We start from the raw sequence: 23,622 nt of genomic DNA on the forward strand, positions 1-23,622 counted from the left end.
TCAGTGTCGCAACAAAAAAATGAGGGACTTTTTCAGCATCGAAGCAAAAAAATCAGCCGGAGACAGATGCTCCGACTGATTTTTTGCCGCGCCGCCCGCAGGTCGGCCTCACTCATGGGGATGAAAATCCCAGAAATGGTGCTCTTTAAATTGGAATCGCTCAAAAAACATCAGGATAAAGCTGACTCCCAGAAAAAGGCAGCACAGCCAGATTACACGGTAGCCATAAGCCAGGGACAGGTTTCCTCCAATCCCGGCACCGATTGCAAAAAAGAAGATGATTCCGAAATAGTATACGGCTGTTTCCAATTGCTTCGGCTTGTGCTCCCGCATATAGGAGGACAGCGCAGCGGTACCGCTCCGCAGATTTCCAATACACATCGTGCTGGCGTAAACATGCCCCTGAACCTTGCGAAAGCTCTGAACCTGCAGGGCACAGGCAAAGGATACAAGAGTAGTTGCCAGCATATTAAACTCTTCCGGTATAAAGCCTACCAGAAAGAGGATGACTATTTCTGTCAGGAGAATGCTTTGGCGCCAATGAAGCCGCTTGGCATAGCGAAAACGGCCCTGGATCTTTTCAGCCACCCAGACGCCCAGAGCAAAGGATATGATGGGAAACAGATATCGGATTCCCATCATCCACTGCCCCGCCATCAGATGCTGGCTCATGAGCACAACATTTCCGGTCTGTGCGTTAGAAAAAACATTATCTCTGACATTATAGGTATAAGCATCCTGAAAACCGCCGGACAGGGCCAGAAAAACGCTGTTAATAAACGCTTCTGACATTTGAACCTCTCCATAGCCGACTTCTGCCGGATGCTGTTCTTTTTCTTTAAGATACATGGTCTTACTCTCCACACCGTTACCCGGATGGGTAATCATTTTTTACTCTGCACATTCTTTTAAGTAAGCGGCACGGCCTTCCTCATAGAGATTGTTTCCCTCGCTGTCAATGATGACAACCAACGGCATATCTTCCACATACAGCTTGCGCAAAGCCTCTGCGCCCAAGTCCTCGTAAGCAATCAGCTCGCATTTTTTGATACATCTGGCAAGCAGTGCTCCTGCTCCGCCGATAGCCCCAAAATAAACGCCGCTGTATTTCTTCATAGCTTCCACAACTTCCGGAAGACGTGCTCCCTTTCCGATCATTCCTCTGGCACCTACAGACATCATAGTGGGTGCATAGGCATCCATACGGCCGCTTGTGGTCGGTCCTGCGGAACCGATCACCTGTCCCGGTTTTGCGGGAGTAGGTCCTACATAATAAATGGTAGCATCCGTAGGATCAAAGGGAAGCTCTTCTCCTCTTGCCAAAGCCTCGCACATTCTCTTGTGTCCGGCATCACGGGAGGTATAGATAGTTCCTGTAAGAAGCACCTGGTCGCCTGCGTGAAGGGTCTTTGCCAGCTCCTCAGTAAGAGGCAGGGTAATACGTTTTCTCTCCATTTAAATCACCTCCGTTTTATGGCGGGTAACATGGCAGTTGATATTTACTGCACAGGGCATACCTGCGATATGGGTCGGCAGGGTTTCGATATTCAGACCGATCGCAGTGGTCTTTCCGCCAAAGCCCTGGGGGCCGATTCCCAGCTTATTGATCTTCTCCAGCATCTCTTTTTCCAGATCTGCATAAAAAGGATCCGGATTTTCGGAATCCAGCGGGCGCATCAGTGCTTTTTTTGCCAGAAGTGCGCATTTGTCAAAGGTACCGCCGATTCCAACACCCACCACCATTGGAGGACATGGATTCGGTCCTGCTGTTTCCACTACCTCAAGGATAAAATCCTTGATCCCCTGCAGACCAGCGGAGGGCTTGAACATACGGATCATGCTCATGTTTTCGCTGCCAAATCCCTTCGGTCCGACCGTAACCTTAATTTCCTCTCCCGGGACAATCTCTGTATAAAGCATAGCCGGGGTGTTGTCGCCTGTGTTTCCCCGGCGTACCGGATCCTTCACAACAGATTTTCTCAAATATCCGTTTGTGTAGCCGCGGCGCACACCTTCGTCAACTGCCTCTCTCAGGTCACCCCCTACGATATGCACATCCTGGCCGATTTCCAGGAAAACACATGCCATTCCGGTGTCCTGACAGATGGGCACGCACTCATTGTCAGCAATGTCAAAGTTTTCAATAATGTTGTCCAGCACGCCCTTGGCGATCTCTCCGTCCTCACAGGCACGGCAGGTTTTGATCGCACATTTTACGTCTTCCGGAAGATGTTCATTTGCCTCGATACAAAGCTTCTCGACTACATCTGTAATCTGGCTTGCATTAATCTCACGCATAATTTCACTCTCCTGTCTTGAATACAACGATCCGTCCATGGGCAAGGATGGCGCCGCTGCCGCGTAAGTCTGCTTTCAGAATGTTGCCATCCTCGCGTATAGCGCTTATCCATCAGCGGAAAAAGCACCTCTGCAGCCATGAACGGGCCGCAATGGCTGAATCGTCACTTTATACTATCATGATACCTCTTGTTATCTCTCGTGTCTAGCGTACTTTGGCAGTAACAGCGGAGAAACATCACCAGTCGCTTCGCCTGCGGCCTTAAGCTCTTCGGCATAATCCTGGATATGCTTCAGCGTCATGGTTCCCAGTTCTACCTCTTTTGCCCTTGCTGCCGCAACCTTTCCCGCATCACGTCCAAATACAATGACATCCAGAAGAGAATTTCCCATCAGACGGTTGCGTCCGTGGATTCCTCCTACAGCCTCGCCTGCTACCAGCAGGTTGCTGATGGTCTTTGTGAATCCGTCGCCGCCAATCTCCAGACCGCCGTTCTGGTAGTGCAGGGTTGGATATACAAGGATCGGAACCTTTCTCATGTCAATGCCGTAATTCATGTACATACGAAGCATTGCCGGAATTCGTTTTTCAATGGTTCCTTCCCCGCCAAGTCTCTCGATCATAGGTGTATCCAGCCATACGCCGCTGCCCAGAGGTGTGGTCACCCCTTTTCCTCTCTCCGTACACTCACGGATAATGGATGCTGCCGCAACATCACGGGTTTCCAGCGGGTGCATAAATGCCTCGCCGTCCACATTTACCAGCATGGCTCCAAGGGAACGAACCTTCTCAGTTACCAGCGCGCCGTAGATCTGGGATGGATAAGCAACACCCGTCGGATGATACTGGATGGTATCCTGATACAGAAGAGGTGCGCCTGCACGGTATCCCAGTACAAGGCCGTCTGCTGTTGCACCATAATGGTTGGAGGTTGGGAATCCCTGGTAATGCATACGTCCGGCTCCGCCTGTTGCGATTACCACAGTCTTGGCTCTTGCTACCAGATAGTCGTCTGTCTCCATGTTCAGAAGAACCGCACCTGCCACCTGACCCTTGTCGTCCTTGATCAATTCCACTGCGGAGGTGAATTCCACCACTGGGATCTGACGGTTCAGTACCTCATCGCGAAGGGTACGCATGATCTCCGCACCGGAGTAATCTTTGCAGGCGTGCATTCTCTTTCTGGATGTTCCGCCGCCGTGGGTAGTAACCATTCTTCCGTCTTCGTCCTTATCGAACATAACGCCAAGGCCGTTCAGCCAGTGGATTGCATCCGGTGCCTCCATAACCAGCTTTTTCAGAAGCTCCGGTCTTGCCGCAAAATGTCCGCCGCCGAAAGCGTCCAGATAGTGCTGTACAGGAGAATCGTTCTCTTTGTCAGCAGCCTGGATACCGCCCTCTGCCATCATGGTGTTGGCATCTCCGATACGAAGCTTTGTTACGATCATAACATCTGCTCCGGCTTCATGGGCTTCAATGGCTGCGGAAGCTCCGGCTCCGCCGCCTCCGATTATCAGTACGTCCACGTCGTAGTCAACTTTGTTTAAGTCAATCTCTGTGTTTAAAAGACGGCTGTTGGAATGAAGGAGATGTGTCAGCTCTGCCGGCGCTTTCTGTCCTTTATTCGGTCCGATCTTAATTTCGTCAAAAGCTTCAACTTTGTAGTCCGGGTGAAAAGCCTTCAGAAGGGCATCCTTTTCGTCAGCAGTCATTCGTCTGGGTTCCATCCCCATACGCGCGTCCCTGGTGGCTTCCACCTTTTTTACGGACTCAAGCATTTCTGGTGTAAACATGGCTTTCCCTCCTTATTTCTCAATCTCTCTGTTGTTGTAAAGCTCCTGCATCTCGGTGATAGGCTTCTGCATAATCTGCTCGATCAGGTCATCGTATGCCCCTGCATGGACTTCCTCCACGCGTTTTTCCAGATGCTCGCTCTTTGGTGCAATGTATTTTCCTGTGAGACGTCTTGCCAGAACACCTACCATCGGATGGGAGATCTCTGCAGGACATCTTACGGTACAGCAGCCGCAGGCTATGCAGTCAAAGGATTCCTCTGCGCATTTTTCAAATTCGCCGCGCTGTGCGTATGCGATGTACTGCATAACATTTAAGTCCTGGGTACATGCTTTTGTACAGGCGTTGCAGCCGATGCAGCTATAGATTTCCGGGTACAGCTCCATCATGATGCGCTGTTCCGGTTTGATCTCGTTTATGTCATAATTTCTTTTATCTGTCGGGAAGAATGGAATGCTTGCCACATACATGCCTTCCTGTACCTGTGTCTGACAGGCAAGGCAGGTCTTCAGCTCATTTTGTCCCTTGATACGGTACATGGTTGCACATGCACCGCAGAAGCCGTGGCGGCAGCCGCATCCTCTTTTTAATGTGTATCCGGCATATTCCATTGCAGTCATAATGGTAAGGTCCGCCGGTACGCTGTATTTTTTACCGAAAAAATATACGTTTACCATTTTTTCATTTTCCATGTCTGGTACCAATCCTTTCATATTCTACTCCGCAGTGCTGCAACCTCGATTACGCTCCGCTCCATCTCGGTTGAGGGCGTTCGCCCTATACAGCCGTACAAGCGAGCATCCCCTTACGTGCAAGCACGACGGGGTTTATCTTGCGTTCTACCCCGCAGTGCTGCAACCTCGATTACGCTTCGCTTCATCTCGGTTGAGGGCGTTCGCCCTATACAGCCGTACAAGCGAGCATCCCCTTACGTGCAAGCACGACGGGGCTGTTCGTTTGTCCGTCTGTGCACTGCTCATTGCTTATCAATATTCATCCGGCAGCTGATCTACCTCGTCGCAGCGGAATACGGGGCCGTCCTTGCATACGTACTTGGAGCCGATGTTGCAGCGGCCGCATTTTCCTACGCCGCATTTCATACGCAGCTCCAGGGTTGTATACACCTGTTCTTTTGAAAAACCAAGCTCCTGCAGACCCTGCAGCACGAACTTGATCATAATAGGCGGACCGCATACCAGGGCAACCTTATCTGTATCAAAACCGATTTCTTTCAGATATGTAGGAACAAATCCCACATGACCGTCCCAGCCTTCCTGCTCACGGTCAATGGTCAGATATACATTGGTATCCTTTGCCTTCATCCAGACTTCCTGGATTTCCTTTAACTGTACCAGGTCGTCTGCGGAACGGGAGCCGTACAGGATATCCACGGTTCCATAGTCCTCGCGATTGTCCAATACATAATTGATAACAGAACGCAATGGCGCCAGACCGATACCGCCCGCGATAAACAGCAGGTTTTTCCCCTTTAATACGTCCTCCACAGGGAAATGGTTTCCATATGGCCCGCGGACCGTGATCTCATCCCCAACCTGCAGGCTGTGGAGATAATCGGTCAGCATACCACATTTCTTAATGCTGAATTCCTGATATTCCTTGTTTGTAGGAGAAGAAGTAATGGAAAACATACCTTCGCTGACTCCCGGCGCACACAGCATGGCGCACTGACCGGGCATATGCTCAAAAAGCTTCCCTCCCTCCGGAGCATTCACACGGAAGGTCTTTACATCCGGTGTCTCCTCACGGATATCTGTGATCACCCCAACCTTCGGGATCAGGGTATCCAGCGTATAATTTTTATGACAGGTACATTCGCTCATGCTTGTCCTCCTTCCTGTTTCTGAAAGGCTTTGATAACCTTTACAATGTTCAAGGCAGACGGACACTTTTCCACACAGCGGCCGCAGCCTACGCAGGAATACATTCCATCGTTATTTGCCGGGAAATACACCAGCTTGTGCATGAATCTCTGACGGAATCTCTGCATCTGGCTGGTACGGTTATTTCCGTGCGCCATCATGGTAAAGTCCGAATACATGCAGGAATCCCAGCAGCGGTAACGCTTAATGCCGTGGCCGGTATCATAGTCCTTGATGTCATAACACTGACAGGTAGGGCACACAAAAGTACAGGTGCCGCACGCCAGACATGGTTTATATAAATCCTCCCAAATCGGAGAGTTAAATTTGCTGTCGGTAGCATTTCCGTCCCAGCCCTCCAGGGAAAGATCTGTGTACGGAAGCTTTTCCACGATAGAACGGATTGCTGTCTTTTCCGCTTCCAGCTTCTGCTCATCCTGAGGATCCCCGTCGGTGAGGAGTTCCTTCACAGCGTCCGTAAGAGCCTCGCCCTTTTCTGTGAGGGCTTTCCAGTAAAGACTTTCCTCTACCATCCACACTGCCACATCCGCTGAAGGCTCCGCGCAGTCTGTGCCGAACACCTTGCAGAAGCAGGTATCCTCCGGCTCATGACATGCCATTGCAACGATCGTGCCGTGGGCGCGTCTTGCCGCATAGAAGGTATCAACAGGCTCTGCCAGAAAAACCTTATCCAGCACTTCCACGCCCTTCACATCACAGGCCTTCATGCCGAATACCACAAAGGGCTTATCCCGCAGCGCTTCCGGTTCTATGGAAATCTTCTTTCCATCCTTTACACAGGTGTAAAGGGTTTCACTCTGGGGAAAGAAAGCGTCTTTTCCGGACTTCACGGTTTTTAAGGTCACAAGGTCAACCTCCGCTTCCTCAGTCCAGATTCCGAAATTCGTCTGATCCGCTACCTTTACAGGAAGGATCAGATCCTGAAGGGAAGCGATTTTTCGGAATAATGCCTTCAGATTGTTTTTTTCTATCTTATACATACATTATCCCCTTTCTGCCACAACGCCTGGCTCCACATCCTCAAATGTAAAGCTGGTCAGCGGCCCTTTTGCTTCTGCATCCTCTCCCGCCTGGTATTCACCATAAAATTCATTGATATCCTTAATGAATTTCCGGTTGAACAGGTGGAGCGGAATTCCCTGGGGACAAACTCTGCTGCACTCACCGCAGTCCGTACATCTTCCTGCTACATGGAAGGCACGGATGATATGGAACATCTTTTCTTCAAAGGAATCCACATTTGCCTTCTGTGCACTGTCAAATTTTGTGCTGTCGAACACGCATTTGCGACAGCTGCATGCAGGACAGGCGTTACGGCAGGCATTGCAGCGGATACATTTGCTTAATTCCTTCTGGAAAAAGGCGAACTTTTCTTCCGGGCTCATGGCCTCGATTTTTTCCACCTCAGCGAAACGCTCTCTGTCATGGGTCTCCCTGGATTCGCCGATGATCTCATCATAGACCATGTGCTCCTTGCCCTTACAGACGTGGCAGCGCTCCAGCATGGCATCGCCGTATGCACAGGTCTTTTCGCCATAAATAGTCTGGAAGGTCAGAGTCTCGCACTCATCGGTAAGCTCCGCACCGGAAACACTCTGGATTCCCTTGATTCCCAGTTTCTTAAACTTTTCAGCATCCAGCTTTCCTTTGCATCCCACACCAATGATGTATGCCTTTTCCCGGTCTACCCGGTGCTCGTTAAGAAGCTGATTAAAACTGTATGTATCGCAGGGCTTCAAACAGACAAGGGTCTTTCCCTCCAGCTTGCAAGCCTCGATCATCATTTTGCTTAAATTTGCACCGCAGAACCCGTTGTATACAAAACCATCCAGGCTTTCCGGTGTCTCAAAGTACGCTGCTTCCGGATTGTAAGGCAGGTCTCCGGCTCTCCAGCCAAGAACCCGGGCTACTGTTCCGTCTGCCAGCAGTTCTTTTGCACGGTTTATCAATTCCTGCATCTTAAATCCTCCAATCTCACGTTTTTACCCAGAGAATAAATTTTTTCCACAAACTCGTTCATGGTCTGGGAGAATTTTACACCCTCTGCGGCAGATACCCACTCCACACGGGTACGTCCGTTTTCCACACCGATGAAATCCAGCATGGAAAAGAGCAGCGTCATTCTTCTTCTTGCGTAATAGTTTCCTGTACTGTAATGGCAGTCACCCGGATGGCAGCCGCACATGATCACGCCGTCTGCTCCTTTTTCAAAAGCACGGAGGATGAACATGGGATTTACACGGCAGGAGCATGGTACACGGATGATCTTTACATCCGCCGGATAGGAAAGCCTGCTGCTTCCCGCCAGGTCCGCTCCTGCGTAGCTGCACCAGTTACAGCAGAATGCCACGATTTTCGGTCTGAATTCTTCTTTTGCTTCTATCGACATATTGCATCTACCTCCGCTAAAATCTGTCTGTTGGAGAATCCCTGCAGATCCATGGCTCCTGACGGGCAGGTTACGGTACATGCGCCGCAGCCCTGGCACAATGCGTTATTTACCACTGCGATACGGCGGGTTTCACGGATTCCATGGTCATTTACCTGTCTGTCCTCATAGGAGATCGCCCCGTAAGGACACACATTCGCACACTGTGAACAGCCGTTGCACATAAGCTCATCGGAATGAGCAGTACACGGGTTGGTTGTCAGCTTGTCCTTTGCCAGTAGCCCGATGGCTTTTACAGCAGCAGCTCCTGCCTGGGCGACTGTCTCCGGAATATCCTTTGGTCCCTGGCAGACACCGGACAGGAAAATACCTGCTGTCGGCGACTCTACAGGACGAAGCTTCGGATGTGCTTCTGTCAGGAAATTATTGGTATCAATGCTTGCTGTCAGCATGGTAGCGATCTTGCGCACGGAAGGATTTGGCTCGATAGCTGCTGCCAGAACCACCATATCTGCTTCCATTTTGATCTGTCTGTTTTCCAGCAGGTCGGATGCCTGGACAAGAAGGGTTCCGTCAGGCTGTGGAATTACCTTTCCTACCTGGCCCTTGATGTAGTTCACACCGTACTCTTCCACAGCTCTTCTGTAGAACTCATCGAAGTTTTTGCCCGGGGTACGGACATCGATATAGAAGACCGTTACATTTACATCCGGATATTTGTCACGGATCAGCATTGCGTGTTTTGCTGTGTACATACAGCAGATCTTGGAGCAGTAGCTCTTTCCTCTGTCGTCGGCGCAGCGGCTTCCCACACACTGTACAAACACGATATTCTTCGGTGCTCTGCCGTCGGACATGCGCTCCAGATGACCCTTTGTAGGTCCTGCCGCATTCATGATACGCTCCAGCTCCAGGGACGTGATCACATCCTTACTCTGGCTGTATGCGTACTCGTCATAATTATCCAGCTTAATAACCTCAAAGCCTGTGGCGACCACGATGGCTCCGTATTTTCTGGTCACGATCTCATCCTTCTGCTCATAATCAATGGCACCTGCCTGGCAGACCTTGGAGCAGGCTCCGCATTTTCCGGTCTTAAACTTGATACAGTTCTCACGGTCGATCACCGGGACATTTGGGATCGCCTGGGCAAAGGGGATGTAGATGGCGCTTCTGTTGTTCAGACCGCGGTTAAATTCGTTTGGAATCTTTTTGGAAGGACATTTCTCAGAGCATACACCGCATCCGGTACATTTGTCCATATTTACGCTTCTTGCTTTTTTGCGGATATCTACCGTGAAGTCGCCTACGAAACCGGATACTTTCTCCACCTCGCTGTATGTAAAGATATTGATCTTCTCATGGGCTGCAGCCTCCACCATCTTTGGTGTCAGGATACATGCAGAACAGTCCAGTGTGGGGAAGGTCTTATCAAGCTGGGACATCTTTCCTCCGATACTTGGAGTTTTTTCCACGATATCCACTTCATAGCCTGCATCTGCAATATCAAGGGCGGACTGGATTCCGGCGATACCGCCGCCGATCACCAGCGCGCGCTTTGTAACCCGGCTTTCTCCCGGCTGTAAGGGTGCGTTTAAGTTCACCTTTGCGATGGCTGCCCTTGCCAGGATCACTGCTTTTTCTGTCGCTTCCTCCACATTCTTGTGAATCCAGGAGCAATGCTCACGGATATTGGCAACCTCTACCATGTATGGATTTAAACCGGCCTTCTGGACAGCTTTTCGGAAGGTCGCCTCGTGCATACGGGGGGAACAGGAACAGACAACCACTCCTGTCAGATTCTTTTCTTTGATGGCTTCCACAATTTTTGCCTGGCCCGCTTCGGAACACATATACTGGTAATCCTCTGCATGGACAACGCCCGGCTCCTTTGCAGCTATCTCCACTACTTTTTTCACGTCCACTGTGGCTGCGATGTTTGTTCCGCAGTGGCATACAAATACTCCTATTCTCTGCACCTGCGTTTCACCTCCTGTATCTTCTCAGTGCACTGACCAGAAGCTGCTGCGGGGTATCCTCATCCAGCAGTTCCGGGATTTCGTCTGCAGTTAAGTAATTCTGGCCTCTCTGACGGATCACGAGCTGTCTCGCCGCATCGATCAGCTTTCCTGGTTTCACATCCCTTGGGCAGCGCTCCACACATGCAAAGCAGGAAAGGCATTTCCACAGGGATTTTGACTGTGCCAGAGCCTCGATCTCTTCATTCTGGACATAGGTCACAAACTGATGAGGCTTAATGTCCATTTCTTCAAAAGCAGGGCAGGTAGCAGAGCATTTTCCGCATTTCATACATTTCAGAGGATTGGTGCCGGAGATTTCCTTAATACGGACTGCCGCGTTTTTATTTTTCCGTTCCACTATTCTGCCACCTCCTCTTTCACGCCCAGCGCCTCTGCAAGAAGCTCTGTGAAGTAGTAAACCGGAACCTCTCCTGTTCCGTTTTTCTTCAGATTGTACATACAGAGAGGACATGCGGTGATCAGCATGTCTGCCTCAAAGCCCTTTGCGCTGTCCATAATATTTTTACACATATTCTGTGCCATTTCTTTTTCCTTTAAGGATATGTACCCTCCGCAACACTCATTGCGGTACGGGTAGATCACCGGCTCTGCGCCGATGGCACGGATAAGATCCTCCATAATAGACGGATTCTCCGGATTGTCAAATTCCAGGATCTTTCCCGGTCTTAAAAGGAGACAGCCATAGTAAGCGCCGATCTTCTTTCCCTTTAATGGATTGACAACCTTTTTCTTTATTTCATCAAAGCCAACCTTGTCCCGGAGAACTTCCAGATAGTGAAGAACTTCTGTTTCCCCGGAGTAGGCTTCTTCCAGTTTCAGATAATTGTTTGCCCTGGTACGAATGTCATCCACGTTTTTCATATCATCATTTACCCGTTTGATGACATGATGACAGGCTGAACAGACAGTGACCAGTGCCTGGCCTTTTTCCTTTGCCTGATTCAAAGCACGTACGGAGGACAGCTTGGTGGCAATTTCATCGCTTCCAAGAGGGTAAACGCCCCCGCAGCACTGCCAGTCCTGGATCTCTTCCAGTTCAAAGCCCAATGCCTTTGCCGAAGCTCTCGCATAAGCATCCAGGTCTTTTGCCTTGTTTTTCAGGGTACACCCCGGATAATAACTGTACTTCATGATTTCATGATCCTCTCTATAATTCAATCTGTGCAATGACAGCCTTCAAAGCATCCGCGCTCTTTTTAAGCTGCTCGATCTCTGTCTTGTTCATACGCATAGGCACCTTTCCCTGAATTCCGTTGGGTCCTACCAATGTCAGGGTGCTTAAGCATACGTCCTCAATGCCGTATTCGCCGTGCATCATGGAAGATACGGTTGTAATGGAATCCGAAGCTGCCAGCAGGATTCCAATCAGCTTACAGACTGCGACAGAAACAGCATAGAAGGTTGCTCCTTTTTTGGAGATGATCTTTCCGCCGGATTTCTGTACATACTCCAGCATGGCATCTTTATCCAGTTTTTCCACATCTTTTCCATGGGCCTTCATGATCTCATAATACTCATCTGTGCTGACACCGGAAATATAAGCTCCTGTCCACGGAATAAATGAGGTATCACCATGCTCTCCAAATACATAAGCATGGATATTTCCCTGAGCCACTTTAAAGTGTTCGGAAAGTCCACAGCGAAGACGTGCTGTATCCAGCATGGTTCCGGAACCGATGATCTGATTCTCCGGCAGTCCGGAAATCTTAGTGAATACATAGGTCATAATGTCTACCGGATTACTTACAATGATGTAGATCGCGTCCGGCGCTTCCTTTACGATCTTTGGTGTAATATCCTTCAGGATATTCACATTGGTCTGGGTAAGCTCGATTCTTGTCTGTCCGGGTTTTCGAGCAATTCCTGAGGTAATGATTACAATATCAGAACCCCTTGCATCCTCGTAATCTCCTGCCACCATGGAGATTGGGTCTCTGAAGCAGGTACCCTGTACAATGTCCAGTACCTCACCTTCAACCTTTTCCTTGTTGATGTCGATCAGTACAAGTTGGGAAGCAATGTCGTCATTTGCCAATGTGTACGCAATCGTTGAACCTACGCTTCCTGCTCCGATGATAGTAATTTTGCTGCTCATACATGACTCCTTTCATTTTGTCTTTTTTTTAACAATAAACAAACTAAAAAATGCAGAACCACAACCTTATTCTACGCTTTTTGGTTTGTTCTCAAACAAAAATGGAGAATTTTTCCCTCTTTTTCCGCATTCATAATTGTTTAGCTCCGCATTATTAGAATACCACAATGATAATAATTTAACAACCCCTTTTTGATATTTTTTTAACATTTAACATTTCTTTTTCGCATCTTTCATATTGACAATGCCCTGACCCTTTCCGTATACTGTAGGCAAAACACGGAGGCATCTTAACAAATGGTCAGTTTTGATTATTACCGGATTTTTTATTTCGTCTGCCAGTACAAAAGCTTTACAAAGGCAGCAGAATTTTTGAACAATAACCAGCCAAACATTACCCGCTGCATGAACAACCTGGAACAGGAGCTGAATTGTAAGCTTTTTGTCAGAACCCACCGGGGCGTTACCCTGACTCCGGAGGGACAGCGGCTTTATAAACATGTAGCTGTGGCGTTTCAACAGCTTTCCCTGGGAGAAAAGGAAATTGAAAAAGACCGCGGTCTGGAAAGCGGTCTGATCACGATCGGCGCCAGCGAGATTGCGCTGCGCATTCTTTTACTGGATATCCTGGAAACCTTTCACCAGGACTACCCTCATGTGCGTCTGAGGATTTTTAACCAGTCCAGCCCCCAGGCAGTTGATGCCCTGAAAAGCGGGCTGGTGGATTTTGCTGTGGTTTCCAGCCCAACCAATATTAAAAAACCCCTTTTGCAATTTCCGCTCTATTCGTTCCAGGAAATTCTTCTGGGCGGGCCGAAATATGCAGATATGGCCTCACGGGTGCAGACGCTTCACGAACTACAGGATTATCCTTTCATCTCCATTGGAAGCGGAACCAGCACCAGAGAACTGTATATCCGCTATTTTCTCAGCCACAATATAGCCTTTCAGCCGGATATTGAGGCTGCAACTGCCGATTTGATCCTTCCCATGATCCGCCATAATCTTGGAATCGGTTTTTATCCCCGGGAGCTGGCCTCCCGCGCTCTTGAACTGGGCGAGGCGGTACACATCCGGCTGGTGGAACCAGTTCCGGAGAGAACTCTCTACCTTGTCCGTGACGCGACAAGACCCCAGAGTGTTGCCGCAAGGAAACTGATAGATGTTTTAAAATCAAACCGCAGGCCATCAGCCTCTCCGCTTTAAAGCACTGTATATATACGCAGAATCCCCGGAAAACCTTTTATGGGTTTTCCGGGGATTCCTTTATCCGCCTATCTGACAGTCCAGCGTACATACAGCATGGACTGCTTTTTTTAATGTTTCCATATGCTCCGGTGCCGGCGGTTCAATATCCGGCATCAGATATTCTCTGCCAAGCCCTTCGTACTTATCCTGTCCCAGACGATGATACGGAAGAAGGTGAATCTTTTTCACACCGGGAAGAGTGGCTGCAAAGTTTGCGATTCCCTGGATTTCCTCTATCGTATCATTAAAGGTAGGAATAACCGGTACCCGGATCACCAGCTTCGTCTGCCCGGAAAGGGCGACTTTTCTGGCATTTTCCATCATAAGCTCATTGGGCTTGCCTGTAAATTCCTTATGCTTCTCCGGATTGGTATGCTTAATATCCATCAGATACGTATCCAGGTAAGGAAGGATCATCTCAATACGTTCCCAGGGTGCACATGCCATACTCTCAATGGCAGTGTTGATTCCCCGCTCCTTCGCCGCACGAAGAAGATCGCGGGAAAACTCCGGCTGGCAAAGGCACTCTCCTCCGGAAAGGGTCATCCCCCCACCGGAACGGTAGTAGTAAGCTCTGTCCTTTTCCACCAGATCGATCATTTCCCGGACTGTCACATCCCTGCCTACCGTTTTTTCTTCGCCCATCATTTTCATGGTCTGGATCCGGTACTCCTGAGATTCCGGATTACAACACCAGCGGCACCGCAGGACACAACCCTTCAGAAAGACAATGGTGCGTATCCCAGGACCATCGTGAATGGAATACCTCTGGACATCAAAAATCCTTCCGGTTCTGTCTAAATAATCCATACTCTCCTCCTGTACCCACTACGGTATTTTGCAGGGCGCCAATTTCCATACATCAGAAGCCCTGCTCTGTACGCCGGATGATATCATCCTGCAGAGAACGTGACAACGTGGTAAACAGAGCGCTGTAACCTGCCACGCGCACTACCAGATGCTTATAATTCTCCGGATGGGCCTGGGCATCAAGAAGCGTTTCTCTATTTACAACATTAAACTGAACGTGCATACCCTTCTGATCAAAATAGGAGCGGATCAGCGCCACGAATTTCTCCAGTCCCTCTCTTCCCGCAAGTGCAGAAGGATGGAATTTCTGGTTAAACAGAGTTCCATTGGATACGATAAAGTGATCCAGACGGGATACGGAGGTAGCTGCCGCAGTGGGCCCGTTTACGTCCTTTCCTGCTGACGGGGAAACACCGTCTGCCACAGGCGTATGAGCATATCTGCCGTCCGGTGTAGCGCCAGTCTGTGCGCCCAGCGGAACATTTGCAGATACAGGATACAATCCGGCCTGGAACATGCCGCCTCGCGGATTCTTAAAGTTCTCCATAGGTCTGGTATATGTATATGCCACTTCTCTGGCAAAATAGTCAACCTCCGGAATGTCATTTCCGAATTTCGGCACTTCCTCGATAAGGTCATGGATTTCTTTGTATCTTGCCATCTTATCAGCAGAAGGGGCGATTCCCACAACAGAGCCTGCAACAGCCGCTGCAGTCTCTTCATTCACAGTTTTACCTGCATTCTGCATCTCTTTCAGGATTCCGGCAGTCAGCTCCTGTATGGATTGCTGGTCAAGCCCTTTGCCGAAGTTCCAGATCAGGGCTTCCTTCAGTTCCTCCATTGTGAACTTTTTCTCCTCATATACCAGCTTGCGGATGGCAAAGAGAGAATCTGCCATATTTGCAATTCCAAAGCCCTGGGGTCCGGTAAAGTTATATACCGCGCCGCCTTCCTGCACGGACTTGCCCTCCTTCAGGCAGTCATCCACCATGGAAGAAAGGAATGGCAGCGGACATCTTTCCATATGAGCCACGTCAATGGCATTATCTGCATTTACTAAAAGGGAAATACAGTATTCCATCTGCTTTTTGTAAGCGTCAAAGAACTCCTCAAAGGTTTTCATCTGTGTGACATTCCCGGTAGGAATTCCCACCATCTCGCCCTGATCCTTTCCGTTTCCGAATACAAGCTCCAGCGGACGGCACATATTAAAGAATGCGGCGTCATGCCAGCCTTCGGTCTTTCCCGGCGTCTGAGGTTCCACGCAGCCAATAATGTTATACTCTCTGGCATCTGCCAGTGTCAGTCCCCGGTTTTGCAGGGATGGGATGATCACTTCATCGTTATAGTATGCCGGAAGTCCGATACCTGTTCTGGTCAGCTCAGCCGCTTTGATCAAAAGCTCATGAGGGGAACCGTTCCATACACGGATGGACAAGGACGGCTGCGGCAAATGCACGTGCATGGATGCCTGGATACACATAAAGGAAAGGTCGTTTGTCACATCCTCACCGTCTTTATTCTGTCCGCCCACGATCAGGTTCTGGAACAGGCTGTAGCCTGCAAAGCCTTCTGCGGAAGCAGCATCACGGCATTTATTCAAATCATTTAATTTTACCCAGATACAATCCATCAGCTCTTGGGCAAATTCCCTGGTGATGGCACCCTTCTCTCTGTCCTTTTTATAATAAGGATACATATACTGGTCGAATCGTCCCGGTGAGATAGAGTGGCCGCTGGACTCAACCTGAAGGAGCTGCTGCACAAACCAGAAGGACTGGCACGCCTCATAGAAGTTGGAGGCCCCTTTCGCCGGAACGCGGCTGCAGTTCCGGGCAATTGTCAAAAGCTCCTCTTTTCTCGCAGGATCCGTACACTGGGATGCCATATGCTCCGCAAGCCGTACATATCTCTGTGCGTATTCGATCACAGCCTGACAGCTTAAAATGACAGCTTCCAGAAAATGGGATTTCCTCGCATAATCTCCGTCTCCCAGGCGGCATCCTTCAAGCTCTTTGCGGGCTTTTTCCATAATGCCCTCAAAGCCGATTTCCAAAACCTCCCAGTATTTCACCGTTACATGGCCTACACCGTTATAGAAATAATTTCCAGGTGTAAAAATATTGTGTTCAATGGCACGGATGGCTTCCGGTGCCATATAAGAGGTGGCAAGCTCACTGGTGGTCTTGCCTTTCCAGTATTTGTGAACTTCTTTTAAGTCTGCCTTCGTTTCCTCGGAAATGTAGAAGGGGTCCGCAGTTCTGGATGCGACCGTATCCAGCTCTCCCTCCAGCCATTCATAAGAAAACTCCGGGTATGTCTGACATCCCCTGGGAGCAATGGTGGTGCTGCCCACGATCAGCTCCTCATCACGTATGATGATAGGAATGTTCCGCAAAATATGGGCAAACGCCTTTGCTCTGCGGGTGATAATGGGTTCCCCCTCCGTTTCTCTGTAGGACTCCGTAATAAGCTTCGCTCTGGCAGATTCGATTTCCGGCATTTTCTCAAACAGATTGTCCACCAGTCTGGATATTCTGGGGGCTTTGGGGATATCGCTTGTATTGTATTTTTCCATGATTCTCCTTTCCCATGGAAGGCTCTTTCTCACAGAAGACAGCCGTTGCTCCGCGTTTCCAAAGACGTTTCCAGTTCACAGCCCCATGATTTCATATAAATACATTATACTCTATAGCAACATTGATGTCAACAAAACCCAACATGTTTTTTCTGTTTTTATGTTGTTTTTCTGTGGATTTCATTGTGGTTTTTGTTTGTTTTTTTATTTTTGCCTAAAAAAAAGGGCTGTCGCACTTGCTAATTTAAACTATATCTAAATTAGCAGGGCGGCGCCCCTATGGTACTTCTTATAAATATTTTCTCACATTTACCTGGTTTCCCAGTATGTCAATGGCAATGTCCGCCGCAGTGCTTGCAGTCTCCGCCGCACTGGATGGATTTTCCGTTCTTTTTATCCCGGACCATGCTTCTGATCACCAGGCCTACTATTCCAACTAATACGATTCCAACAATTGCTGTTCCCATAATATACTCCTTTCACTGCCTTCCGGCAGATACCTTCTTTGCTCTTCCCGTCCGCATACCAGAAAGCCTGCTGACAAAGGTCAATGTACTTTCTTGATGTTAGTATATTCTAACGCATATTAGTTGTCAATAGTTTTATGTTCACGATCAGTCTAAATATGTTCCTACAGGAGTATTGTTATACTGTTTGATGATCTCCATCATAACAGAACCGTCTTCCAGTTTGTTTTCAGAGATAATACGATGCTGGACTTTATTTCTTTCCAACTGTTCCTTATATCTTCTAACTTCTTCATCTACCATTCTCACAGCAAATTCCTGCTCTGCGCCTTCTTTCAGCATAAAATGGAGAGTCTGTCTGATACATGCCGCCTTAACTCGTTTCATAATTGCAACCACCCTTTTCTTAATATTCAATATTGCAGGTCTCATTATCAGATATATCTGAATTATTTTTCCTGTTATCTTATTTTATCAGTTTTTGTTTATTTTCATAATAAAAAATTGGTGGTTTTTATAAAATTCGGCACTTTGTCAAAAATATATCCAGCATTCTTTTGTGCAATTTTTCCACACACTCTCTGCCATCACACCCTCAGTTTCATCTCACCATCGCGGATATATCCCATATTTTTCATCCCTTTGTAGATTACATAGGACAGTATCCCCGGGAGGAGAAAATGGAATACCAGGATCTTGATCAGAACCAGCGTTGGCTCCTCCGTGGCTGCCATCGTCTGATATGTCATGATCTGGCCCACCAGCCCTGACGTTCCCATTCCGGCGCCAGTAGGATTGTTGGTCATATGGAATACTCCGGTGATCGCGATCGGTCCCAGAATGGCGGATGCCAATGTAGGCGGTACCCAGATCAGCGGTCGCCTTACAATATTTGGAATCTGCAGCATAGACGTACCCACGCCCTGTGCAAACAGGCCGCCCACTCCGTTGTCCTTAAAACTGGTCACCGCGAAACCTATCATCTGGCAGGAACAGCCAATGGTAGCCGCTCCTGCAGCCACTCCATTCAGCCCCAGGATAATCCCCAATGCTGCGGAGCTGATCGGCAGCGTCAAAGCCATGCCCATCAGAACGGACACGACAATACCCATGAGAATAGGCTGCTGCTCGGTTCCCCAGTTGATCAGGTTTCCGATCCAAGCCATAAAGTCAGAGATGGAAGGCCCTATGAGCATACCCACTGCTCCGCCGGAGAGAATGGTCACAGCCGGAGTGATCAAAAGGTCTACCTTTGTTTTTCCGGCTACCAGACGCCCGACCACGATTCCCACATAGGCGGCAATGAAAGCTCCCAGTGGCTCACCAGGACCTGACAGAAGGATCGCTCCCTGCTCCGTGAAAAAGGTTCCTGCGATCAGATTGCTGGCATAAGCTCCGATCATGCCTGCTGCCCCTGCTGACAAAAGAACGTATGTAGATTCCTTGAATTTATAAGCCACACCGATGCCGATGCCCGCTCCCGTCAACCTCTGGGCAATGACTGCAAAGGCGCTTAAGTAACCGCCGTAGGTTCCGCCTATCAGATCCCCTATCTGTTTCAGGATCGTACCGATGATCAGCGTGGAAAAAAGTCCCAGCGCCATACCGCTTAAGCCGTCAATAAAAATATCCGACAGTATCTTTTTGATCTTTTTCATTTTTCTTCTCCTCTTTTTTCTTCCCGGCTTTCCCGCCGTTTCGTCAATACATTTCCAGAGCTTTTCTTCCCAGAAAAAGATAAACCCTTGTTCCCTTTCCCGGCTCCGACTCCATAGAAATTTCATGTCCCAGTTTTTTCATAATCTTTGCTGACAAATACAATCCAATTCCGGTGGATCTGCCTTCCTCCCTGCCGTTATATCCGGTAAAGCCTTTTTCAAATACTCTGGGCAGGTCTTCCTTTCTCACACCAATTCCCGTATCCTCTATCACCAGTGTATGGGGACGGTTGTCTTCCATGTAAATCCTGATCTTTCCTTCCCGGGTATACTTCAGGGAATTGGAAAGAACCTGACCGATGACAAAGCCCAGCCACTTGGAGTCTGTAAGAACGATCTCCTCTGTGCCATCGTATTCCAGCGCAAGCTTTTTCCCAACAAATATCCTGGCAAATTTATGGATCTGTTCCCGGATGATCCCGTCAAGGCTGTATCGTCTAAATTCCATATCAGAGGATATATCTTCCGTCCGCAGATAACCCAGGACCATCTCCACATACTGCTCAATCTTGAACAGTTCCCCCAGCACTTCCTGAGTGCCGCCTGCATCCGCAGTCAGAAGCAGTCTCGCCGCCGCGATAGGTGTCTTGATCTGGTGGACCCACATGGTATAATAGTCTGTCAGTTGGGTAAAAAAGATACTCTTGCTGTTTTCCAGCCTTTTGCGCTCCCCGTCCAGTTCACGCAGCATCTCCTGGTAAAGCTCCTCATTTCCGTTGGCGGGCGGCGAAAGCTTCGAGAGATTCACCTGCGTATTCTCTTTTATATATAGAAGATTTTCTTTCTTTACCATATAAGCGTGATGTCCCAGGACAAGTGCTATGGCTCCCAGCACTGCGCACACAGCAGTTCCGTAAATCAACGGCTCCAAAGGTATGTCGTAAAGAAAAAGCACCGTTCCAAACACAACGACACAGATCAGGCAAAAAAGCAGCACTTTTCGTATTTTCTGCAAATACTCTATCCAGCCCTTCATACCAGCACCTCACACCATATACCCCAGACCTTTTTTGGTCACAATAAAATCCTTCAATCCTGCGCTTTCCAGCTTTTTGCGAAGGCGTGTTATATTAACGGTCAGAGTATTGTCATCCACAAAGCTGTCGCTCTCCCACAGCTTTGTCATAATGGCATCCCTTGAGACAACCATTCCTCTGTGTTCGAACAGGATCTGGAGGATTTTCATTTCGTTTTTTGTAAGGTCCAGGGCCTCCCCATCTACGGACAGGGTCCCGTTTCCCAGATTCAGCACCGCTCCGCCATGCTCCAGCAGATTTGCGGAGGCTGCAAAGGAATATGTCCGCCTGATGACCGCCTGCACCTTTGCCGTAAGCACATCCATGTCAAAAGGCTTTGCAATAAAATCGTCTGCTCCCCGGCTCATCGCCATGACCATGTTCATATTGTCTGCAGCAGACGAAATAAATAAAATAGGAACCTGTGAAATCCTCCTGATCTCATCGCACCAGTGAAATCCGTTGTAAAAAGGCAGCTTCAGGTCCAGAAGGACAAGCTGTGGCTCCCTGCGGATAAATTCCTGAAGAACATGCTCAAAATCCGTGACACAGAACACTTCATAGCCCCAGGACTCCAGATGCTTTTTCATAATTCCGGCAATGATATCCTCGTCTTCCACGATTAAAATCCGATACATATACACCTCCTGGTTCTTTACGCAAACAAGGAAGTCCGGTTTATGAACTTCCTGATACGTCTTTCCGCATATTATATCACCATTTTTCTTCAATGGAAACTCAAAAATCACCTGCTGTTACCGCCGTTTAAAAACAAACGCTACGATCAGCCCCAATAAAAGAATCGCCGCGGAAATGCTGACCAAAATCCAGCTTTGCGTATTGTTTGCCGCGAAGTCGTTCGTGCCGCCATTCATATCCGGCATCTTTCCTTGCTCAAAGCTTTCTCCGGCTTCCCCATCCGGCCTTTGCAGCGATTCACCCGCTGCTTCCGGAGCGGTGCCTTCCATTTTTTCTGTGATTCCCATGCTGCCCATTGCGGAGATTTCCATATCTCCGGCATCCACCAGTGAGGCGCCGTCTGCTGACTGTCCGTCAGAGGTGGAGGGAATCGAACCATCCAACTGACCCCTGATGCTTTCCGCCCGAAGTATACAGAATTCCTTCAGTGTGGCGATGCCCGCCTCAAATTCTTCATATGTACAGAATTTCGAGGGATCTTTTTCCACATATGGAGCTATCATCTCCCGCACAGAGTCCATCATACCTTCAAAATAGCCGCTTTCAAAATATTCTGCAATAAACTCCGAAAAATACTGGTGATACAGCTCCGTATATTCTTCGCTTGCAAAGATCCAGGCAAGCATGGGTCTTGAATCCACCGTTCCGCCGGATACCGGGGAAGCGATTGGATAGTTTACAAGGCCGGCCGCGTCCGTGTTGGACTGGAAGCCGCCGAATGCAAGGTTGTAATCCCAGGGAATCATGGATAACTGACCGTCTTCCTCGTACAGATAATAATTATGGATCATGGAACCTGTGTAACTGTCAAAATTCACCACAAAGTTATGTACTACGAAGTAACGGATCACCTCTTCAATGTTTACGACTTCCTCAATGTCTTCATTCTCATTAAGCTTTTTCAACGAGGCGATCAGACGGTCCTTGTCACTGTCACTGATATCGGTCTTTGCGTTCTCAAATATGTTGGAATAGCTGTCATAGTCATCATCTGTATAGACAAGAGTCACGTCATCGCTTCCCATGGCTCCATTCATATCCTTGCCCATGTCTTTTCCTGCAGCTCCGTCCATGTCCTTACCCATACCTTTTCCCGCAGCTCCGTCCGCTTCCCCGCCCATTCCATCAGGCGCATTCTGCTGTCCGGACCCTGTTCCAAAACCGGGCATCTTCTCTCCGCCAAACTGTCCCTCATTTTCCCGGGGCATACCGCCGCCCTCATTAAAGCCCCCGCCAATGCCACGGCCTCCGCCCATATCTGAGCTGTCCGGTTTATACAGTTCTCCATAATCAGTGCCGTAATTCCGCTTCAGGAACGCCTCCTCTATGCTTTCCACCGCAAGATACAGCCCCCAGTCCTCCCCGTTCACAGTAATGTAGGCATAGCTGCAAAGAGGCGCATCCACTCCGAAATATCCCATCATCTGATAAGTCAGATAATCTTTCATATAAGTGTTGTCCTGAATAATATTGTTCAGGCAAAATTTATCAAGTCCGTAATAGTTTTTTGTACTGTCGTAATGATCAAATTCAACCTTAAAGCTGTAACGGTTATTCCCGTACGTCTGTACCTGGGACAGAGAAGTATTCCCTTTTGCGCGGATCGCCACATTTTTATATGCTTCATTGTCAATAATTACCGTACAGTTCACATACTCCTCATCCGTACAGTTCTCAATAAAAGAATCCCAGTCATCCATCTCAATATCAATAGTATGTACGACAGACGTATCAAACAGCTTTAATTCATAACCCATGACGGTGCTGACCGTCTGAATCCCAAATGCTTCTCCATTTACGAATACAGCCGTCAAAATCAATACCAGAACAAGGACAACACAGCAAATCCTGTCAATATGCTTATGTGTTGACATCCGTATTCCTCCTTATCCCATATAATCGCCGTTGTAGCTGACTAAAACAGCGCTTTTGATTCCTTCCATATCAGATAACTCATTGATAAAATCCGTATTGTCATCTTTCAGACGCACTTCCATGTTTAACTCCACAGAACCCTTTTGCGCCGTTTTGCTCTTTACCACACACCGCTTCACCTGCTGGTTCAGAAATTCCTTTGCCCGTTTCTCACTGTCCTGGTCTACACAGCTAATAACCAGAATATAAGGGTTCACATGAGTCTTTTTATTCACAAACACAAGAAGCACCACTCCGATGATCACACTGCCCATAACAGCCAGCGGAATCATCCCGGCAGCCAGCACGATACCATCCGCTATCGCCCAAAACAAAAAGGCAATATCCAGCGGCTCCTTAATGGCAGTACGGAAACGCACGATAGATAACGCACCTACCATACCAAGGGAAAGAACCACATTCGACGTTACTGCAAGGATTACAAGGGTGGTGATCATCGTAAGGGCGATCAGAGTCACCCCAAAGCTGGACGAGTACATAACGCCGGAAAAGGTTTTCTTATAAACCATAAAAATAAATAACCCAAGCCCAAACGCAAACACCAGCGCCAACAACATGTCCAGAACACTGACGCTTGTCACATTCTCCAGAAAATTTGATTTAAAAATATCATTAAAAGTCATGATCCTAT

Annotated in this window: 23 protein-coding genes; 1 reads left to right on the top strand and 22 read right to left on the bottom strand. The window is 48.5% G+C overall.

Going from position 1 to position 23,622, the window contains the following annotated elements; genetic code table 11:
* Positions 1 to 108: 108 nt before the first annotated feature.
* From ACESZH_RS00935 to ACESZH_RS00995, 13 genes are all read right to left on the bottom strand, one after another.
* On the bottom strand, positions 109 to 849 hold the full coding sequence (locus ACESZH_RS00935) for a YoaK family protein (RefSeq protein ID WP_373215443.1): 741 nt from the start codon (positions 847 to 849) through the stop codon (positions 109 to 111).
* 42 nt (positions 850 to 891) lie between these two features.
* Positions 892 to 1,455 (bottom strand): Fe-S-containing hydro-lyase, encoded by a 564-nt coding sequence (locus ACESZH_RS00940; RefSeq protein WP_373215446.1) that lies wholly within the window; start codon positions 1,453 to 1,455, stop codon positions 892 to 894.
* Entirely contained in the window at positions 1,456 to 2,298 is an 843-nt protein-coding gene (locus ACESZH_RS00945; RefSeq protein WP_373215448.1) for a fumarate hydratase, read from the bottom strand.
* Positions 2,299 to 2,490: 192 nt separating this feature from the next.
* Positions 2,491 to 4,092 (bottom strand): FAD-dependent oxidoreductase, encoded by a 1,602-nt coding sequence (locus ACESZH_RS00950; RefSeq protein ID WP_373215451.1) that lies wholly within the window; start codon positions 4,090 to 4,092, stop codon positions 2,491 to 2,493.
* A 12-nt stretch (positions 4,093 to 4,104) separates the two neighbouring features.
* On the bottom strand, positions 4,105 to 4,806 hold the full coding sequence (locus ACESZH_RS00955) for a 2Fe-2S iron-sulfur cluster-binding protein (protein ID WP_373215453.1): 702 nt from the start codon (positions 4,804 to 4,806) through the stop codon (positions 4,105 to 4,107).
* Positions 4,807 to 5,079: 273 nt separating this feature from the next.
* Positions 5,080 to 5,934 carry an FAD/NAD(P)-binding protein gene (locus tag ACESZH_RS00960; RefSeq protein WP_373215456.1) on the bottom strand — a complete coding sequence of 285 codons (855 nt, stop codon included), beginning with the start codon at positions 5,932 to 5,934 and terminating at the stop codon, positions 5,080 to 5,082.
* The gene (locus ACESZH_RS00965) at positions 5,931 to 6,974 is read right to left on the bottom strand and encodes a 4Fe-4S dicluster domain-containing protein (protein WP_373215458.1); all 1,044 of its coding nucleotides are present in this window, start codon (positions 6,972 to 6,974) and stop codon (positions 5,931 to 5,933) included. The genes ACESZH_RS00960 and ACESZH_RS00965 overlap by 4 nt, the downstream gene beginning before the upstream one ends.
* Before the next feature lie 3 nt (positions 6,975 to 6,977).
* Positions 6,978 to 7,952: a 4Fe-4S dicluster domain-containing protein gene (locus ACESZH_RS00970; protein WP_373215460.1), complete on the bottom strand. Its 975-nt coding sequence runs from the start codon at positions 7,950 to 7,952 to the stop codon at positions 6,978 to 6,980.
* Positions 7,940 to 8,383, bottom strand: a complete 444-nt coding sequence (locus tag ACESZH_RS00975) for a hydrogenase iron-sulfur subunit (RefSeq protein ID WP_373215463.1) — start codon at positions 8,381 to 8,383, stop codon at positions 7,940 to 7,942. Before ACESZH_RS00975 ends, ACESZH_RS00970 begins: the two co-directional genes overlap by 13 nt.
* On the bottom strand, positions 8,374 to 10,362 hold the full coding sequence (locus ACESZH_RS00980; RefSeq protein WP_373215466.1) for a 4Fe-4S binding protein: 1,989 nt from the start codon (positions 10,360 to 10,362) through the stop codon (positions 8,374 to 8,376). The genes ACESZH_RS00975 and ACESZH_RS00980 overlap by 10 nt, the downstream gene beginning before the upstream one ends.
* A gap of 7 nt (positions 10,363 to 10,369) precedes the next feature.
* Positions 10,370 to 10,762, bottom strand: a complete 393-nt coding sequence (locus ACESZH_RS00985; protein WP_373215469.1) for a 4Fe-4S dicluster domain-containing protein — start codon at positions 10,760 to 10,762, stop codon at positions 10,370 to 10,372.
* A complete protein-coding gene (locus ACESZH_RS00990) occupies positions 10,762 to 11,556 on the bottom strand; it encodes a CoB--CoM heterodisulfide reductase iron-sulfur subunit B family protein (protein WP_373215471.1) in 795 nt (264 codons plus the stop codon). Before ACESZH_RS00990 ends, ACESZH_RS00985 begins: the two co-directional genes overlap by 1 nt.
* Before the next feature lie 16 nt (positions 11,557 to 11,572).
* Complete coding sequence (locus tag ACESZH_RS00995; RefSeq protein ID WP_373215473.1) at positions 11,573 to 12,520, bottom strand: L-lactate dehydrogenase; 948 nt, start codon at positions 12,518 to 12,520, stop codon at positions 11,573 to 11,575.
* A gap of 297 nt (positions 12,521 to 12,817) precedes the next feature.
* Here ACESZH_RS00995 and ACESZH_RS01000 point away from each other — a divergent pair, with 297 nt between their 5' ends.
* Positions 12,818 to 13,726 (top strand): LysR family transcriptional regulator, encoded by a 909-nt coding sequence (locus ACESZH_RS01000; protein WP_373215474.1) that lies wholly within the window; start codon positions 12,818 to 12,820, stop codon positions 13,724 to 13,726.
* A gap of 60 nt (positions 13,727 to 13,786) precedes the next feature.
* Here ACESZH_RS01000 and ACESZH_RS01005 read toward each other — a convergent pair whose 3' ends face one another.
* The 9 genes from ACESZH_RS01005 to ACESZH_RS01045 form a co-directional block, all read right to left on the bottom strand.
* Positions 13,787 to 14,578: a glycyl-radical enzyme activating protein gene (locus ACESZH_RS01005; RefSeq protein WP_373215476.1), complete on the bottom strand. Its 792-nt coding sequence runs from the start codon at positions 14,576 to 14,578 to the stop codon at positions 13,787 to 13,789.
* Positions 14,579 to 14,630: 52 nt separating this feature from the next.
* Positions 14,631 to 17,156, bottom strand: coding sequence for a glycyl radical protein (locus ACESZH_RS01010; protein ID WP_373215477.1), 2,526 nt, complete (start codon positions 17,154 to 17,156; stop codon positions 14,631 to 14,633).
* 329 nt (positions 17,157 to 17,485) lie between these two features.
* On the bottom strand, positions 17,486 to 17,623 hold the full coding sequence (locus tag ACESZH_RS01015) for a FeoB-associated Cys-rich membrane protein (RefSeq protein WP_373215478.1): 138 nt from the start codon (positions 17,621 to 17,623) through the stop codon (positions 17,486 to 17,488).
* Positions 17,624 to 17,770: 147 nt separating this feature from the next.
* Positions 17,771 to 18,010, bottom strand: a complete 240-nt coding sequence (locus tag ACESZH_RS01020; protein WP_373215479.1) for a hypothetical protein — start codon at positions 18,008 to 18,010, stop codon at positions 17,771 to 17,773.
* Between the two features lie 200 nt (positions 18,011 to 18,210).
* Positions 18,211 to 19,281 (bottom strand): PTS transporter subunit IIC, encoded by a 1,071-nt coding sequence (locus ACESZH_RS01025; RefSeq protein WP_373215481.1) that lies wholly within the window; start codon positions 19,279 to 19,281, stop codon positions 18,211 to 18,213.
* Between the two features lie 43 nt (positions 19,282 to 19,324).
* Positions 19,325 to 20,317, bottom strand: a complete 993-nt coding sequence (locus ACESZH_RS01030) for a sensor histidine kinase (RefSeq protein ID WP_373215483.1) — start codon at positions 20,315 to 20,317, stop codon at positions 19,325 to 19,327.
* Positions 20,318 to 20,326: 9 nt separating this feature from the next.
* On the bottom strand, positions 20,327 to 20,995 hold the full coding sequence (locus ACESZH_RS01035; protein WP_373215484.1) for a response regulator transcription factor: 669 nt from the start codon (positions 20,993 to 20,995) through the stop codon (positions 20,327 to 20,329).
* 117 nt (positions 20,996 to 21,112) lie between these two features.
* Positions 21,113 to 22,930, bottom strand: a complete 1,818-nt coding sequence (locus ACESZH_RS01040; protein ID WP_373215485.1) for a CotH kinase family protein — start codon at positions 22,928 to 22,930, stop codon at positions 21,113 to 21,115.
* Between the two features lie 12 nt (positions 22,931 to 22,942).
* Complete coding sequence (locus tag ACESZH_RS01045) at positions 22,943 to 23,614, bottom strand: DUF4956 domain-containing protein (protein WP_373215487.1); 672 nt, start codon at positions 23,612 to 23,614, stop codon at positions 22,943 to 22,945.
* Between the last annotated feature and the right edge of the window lie 8 nt (positions 23,615 to 23,622).

Source organism: Ruminococcus sp. 5_1_39BFAA (assembly GCF_964240875.1).
Classification (GTDB): domain Bacteria; phylum Bacillota; class Clostridia; order Lachnospirales; family Lachnospiraceae; genus Blautia_A.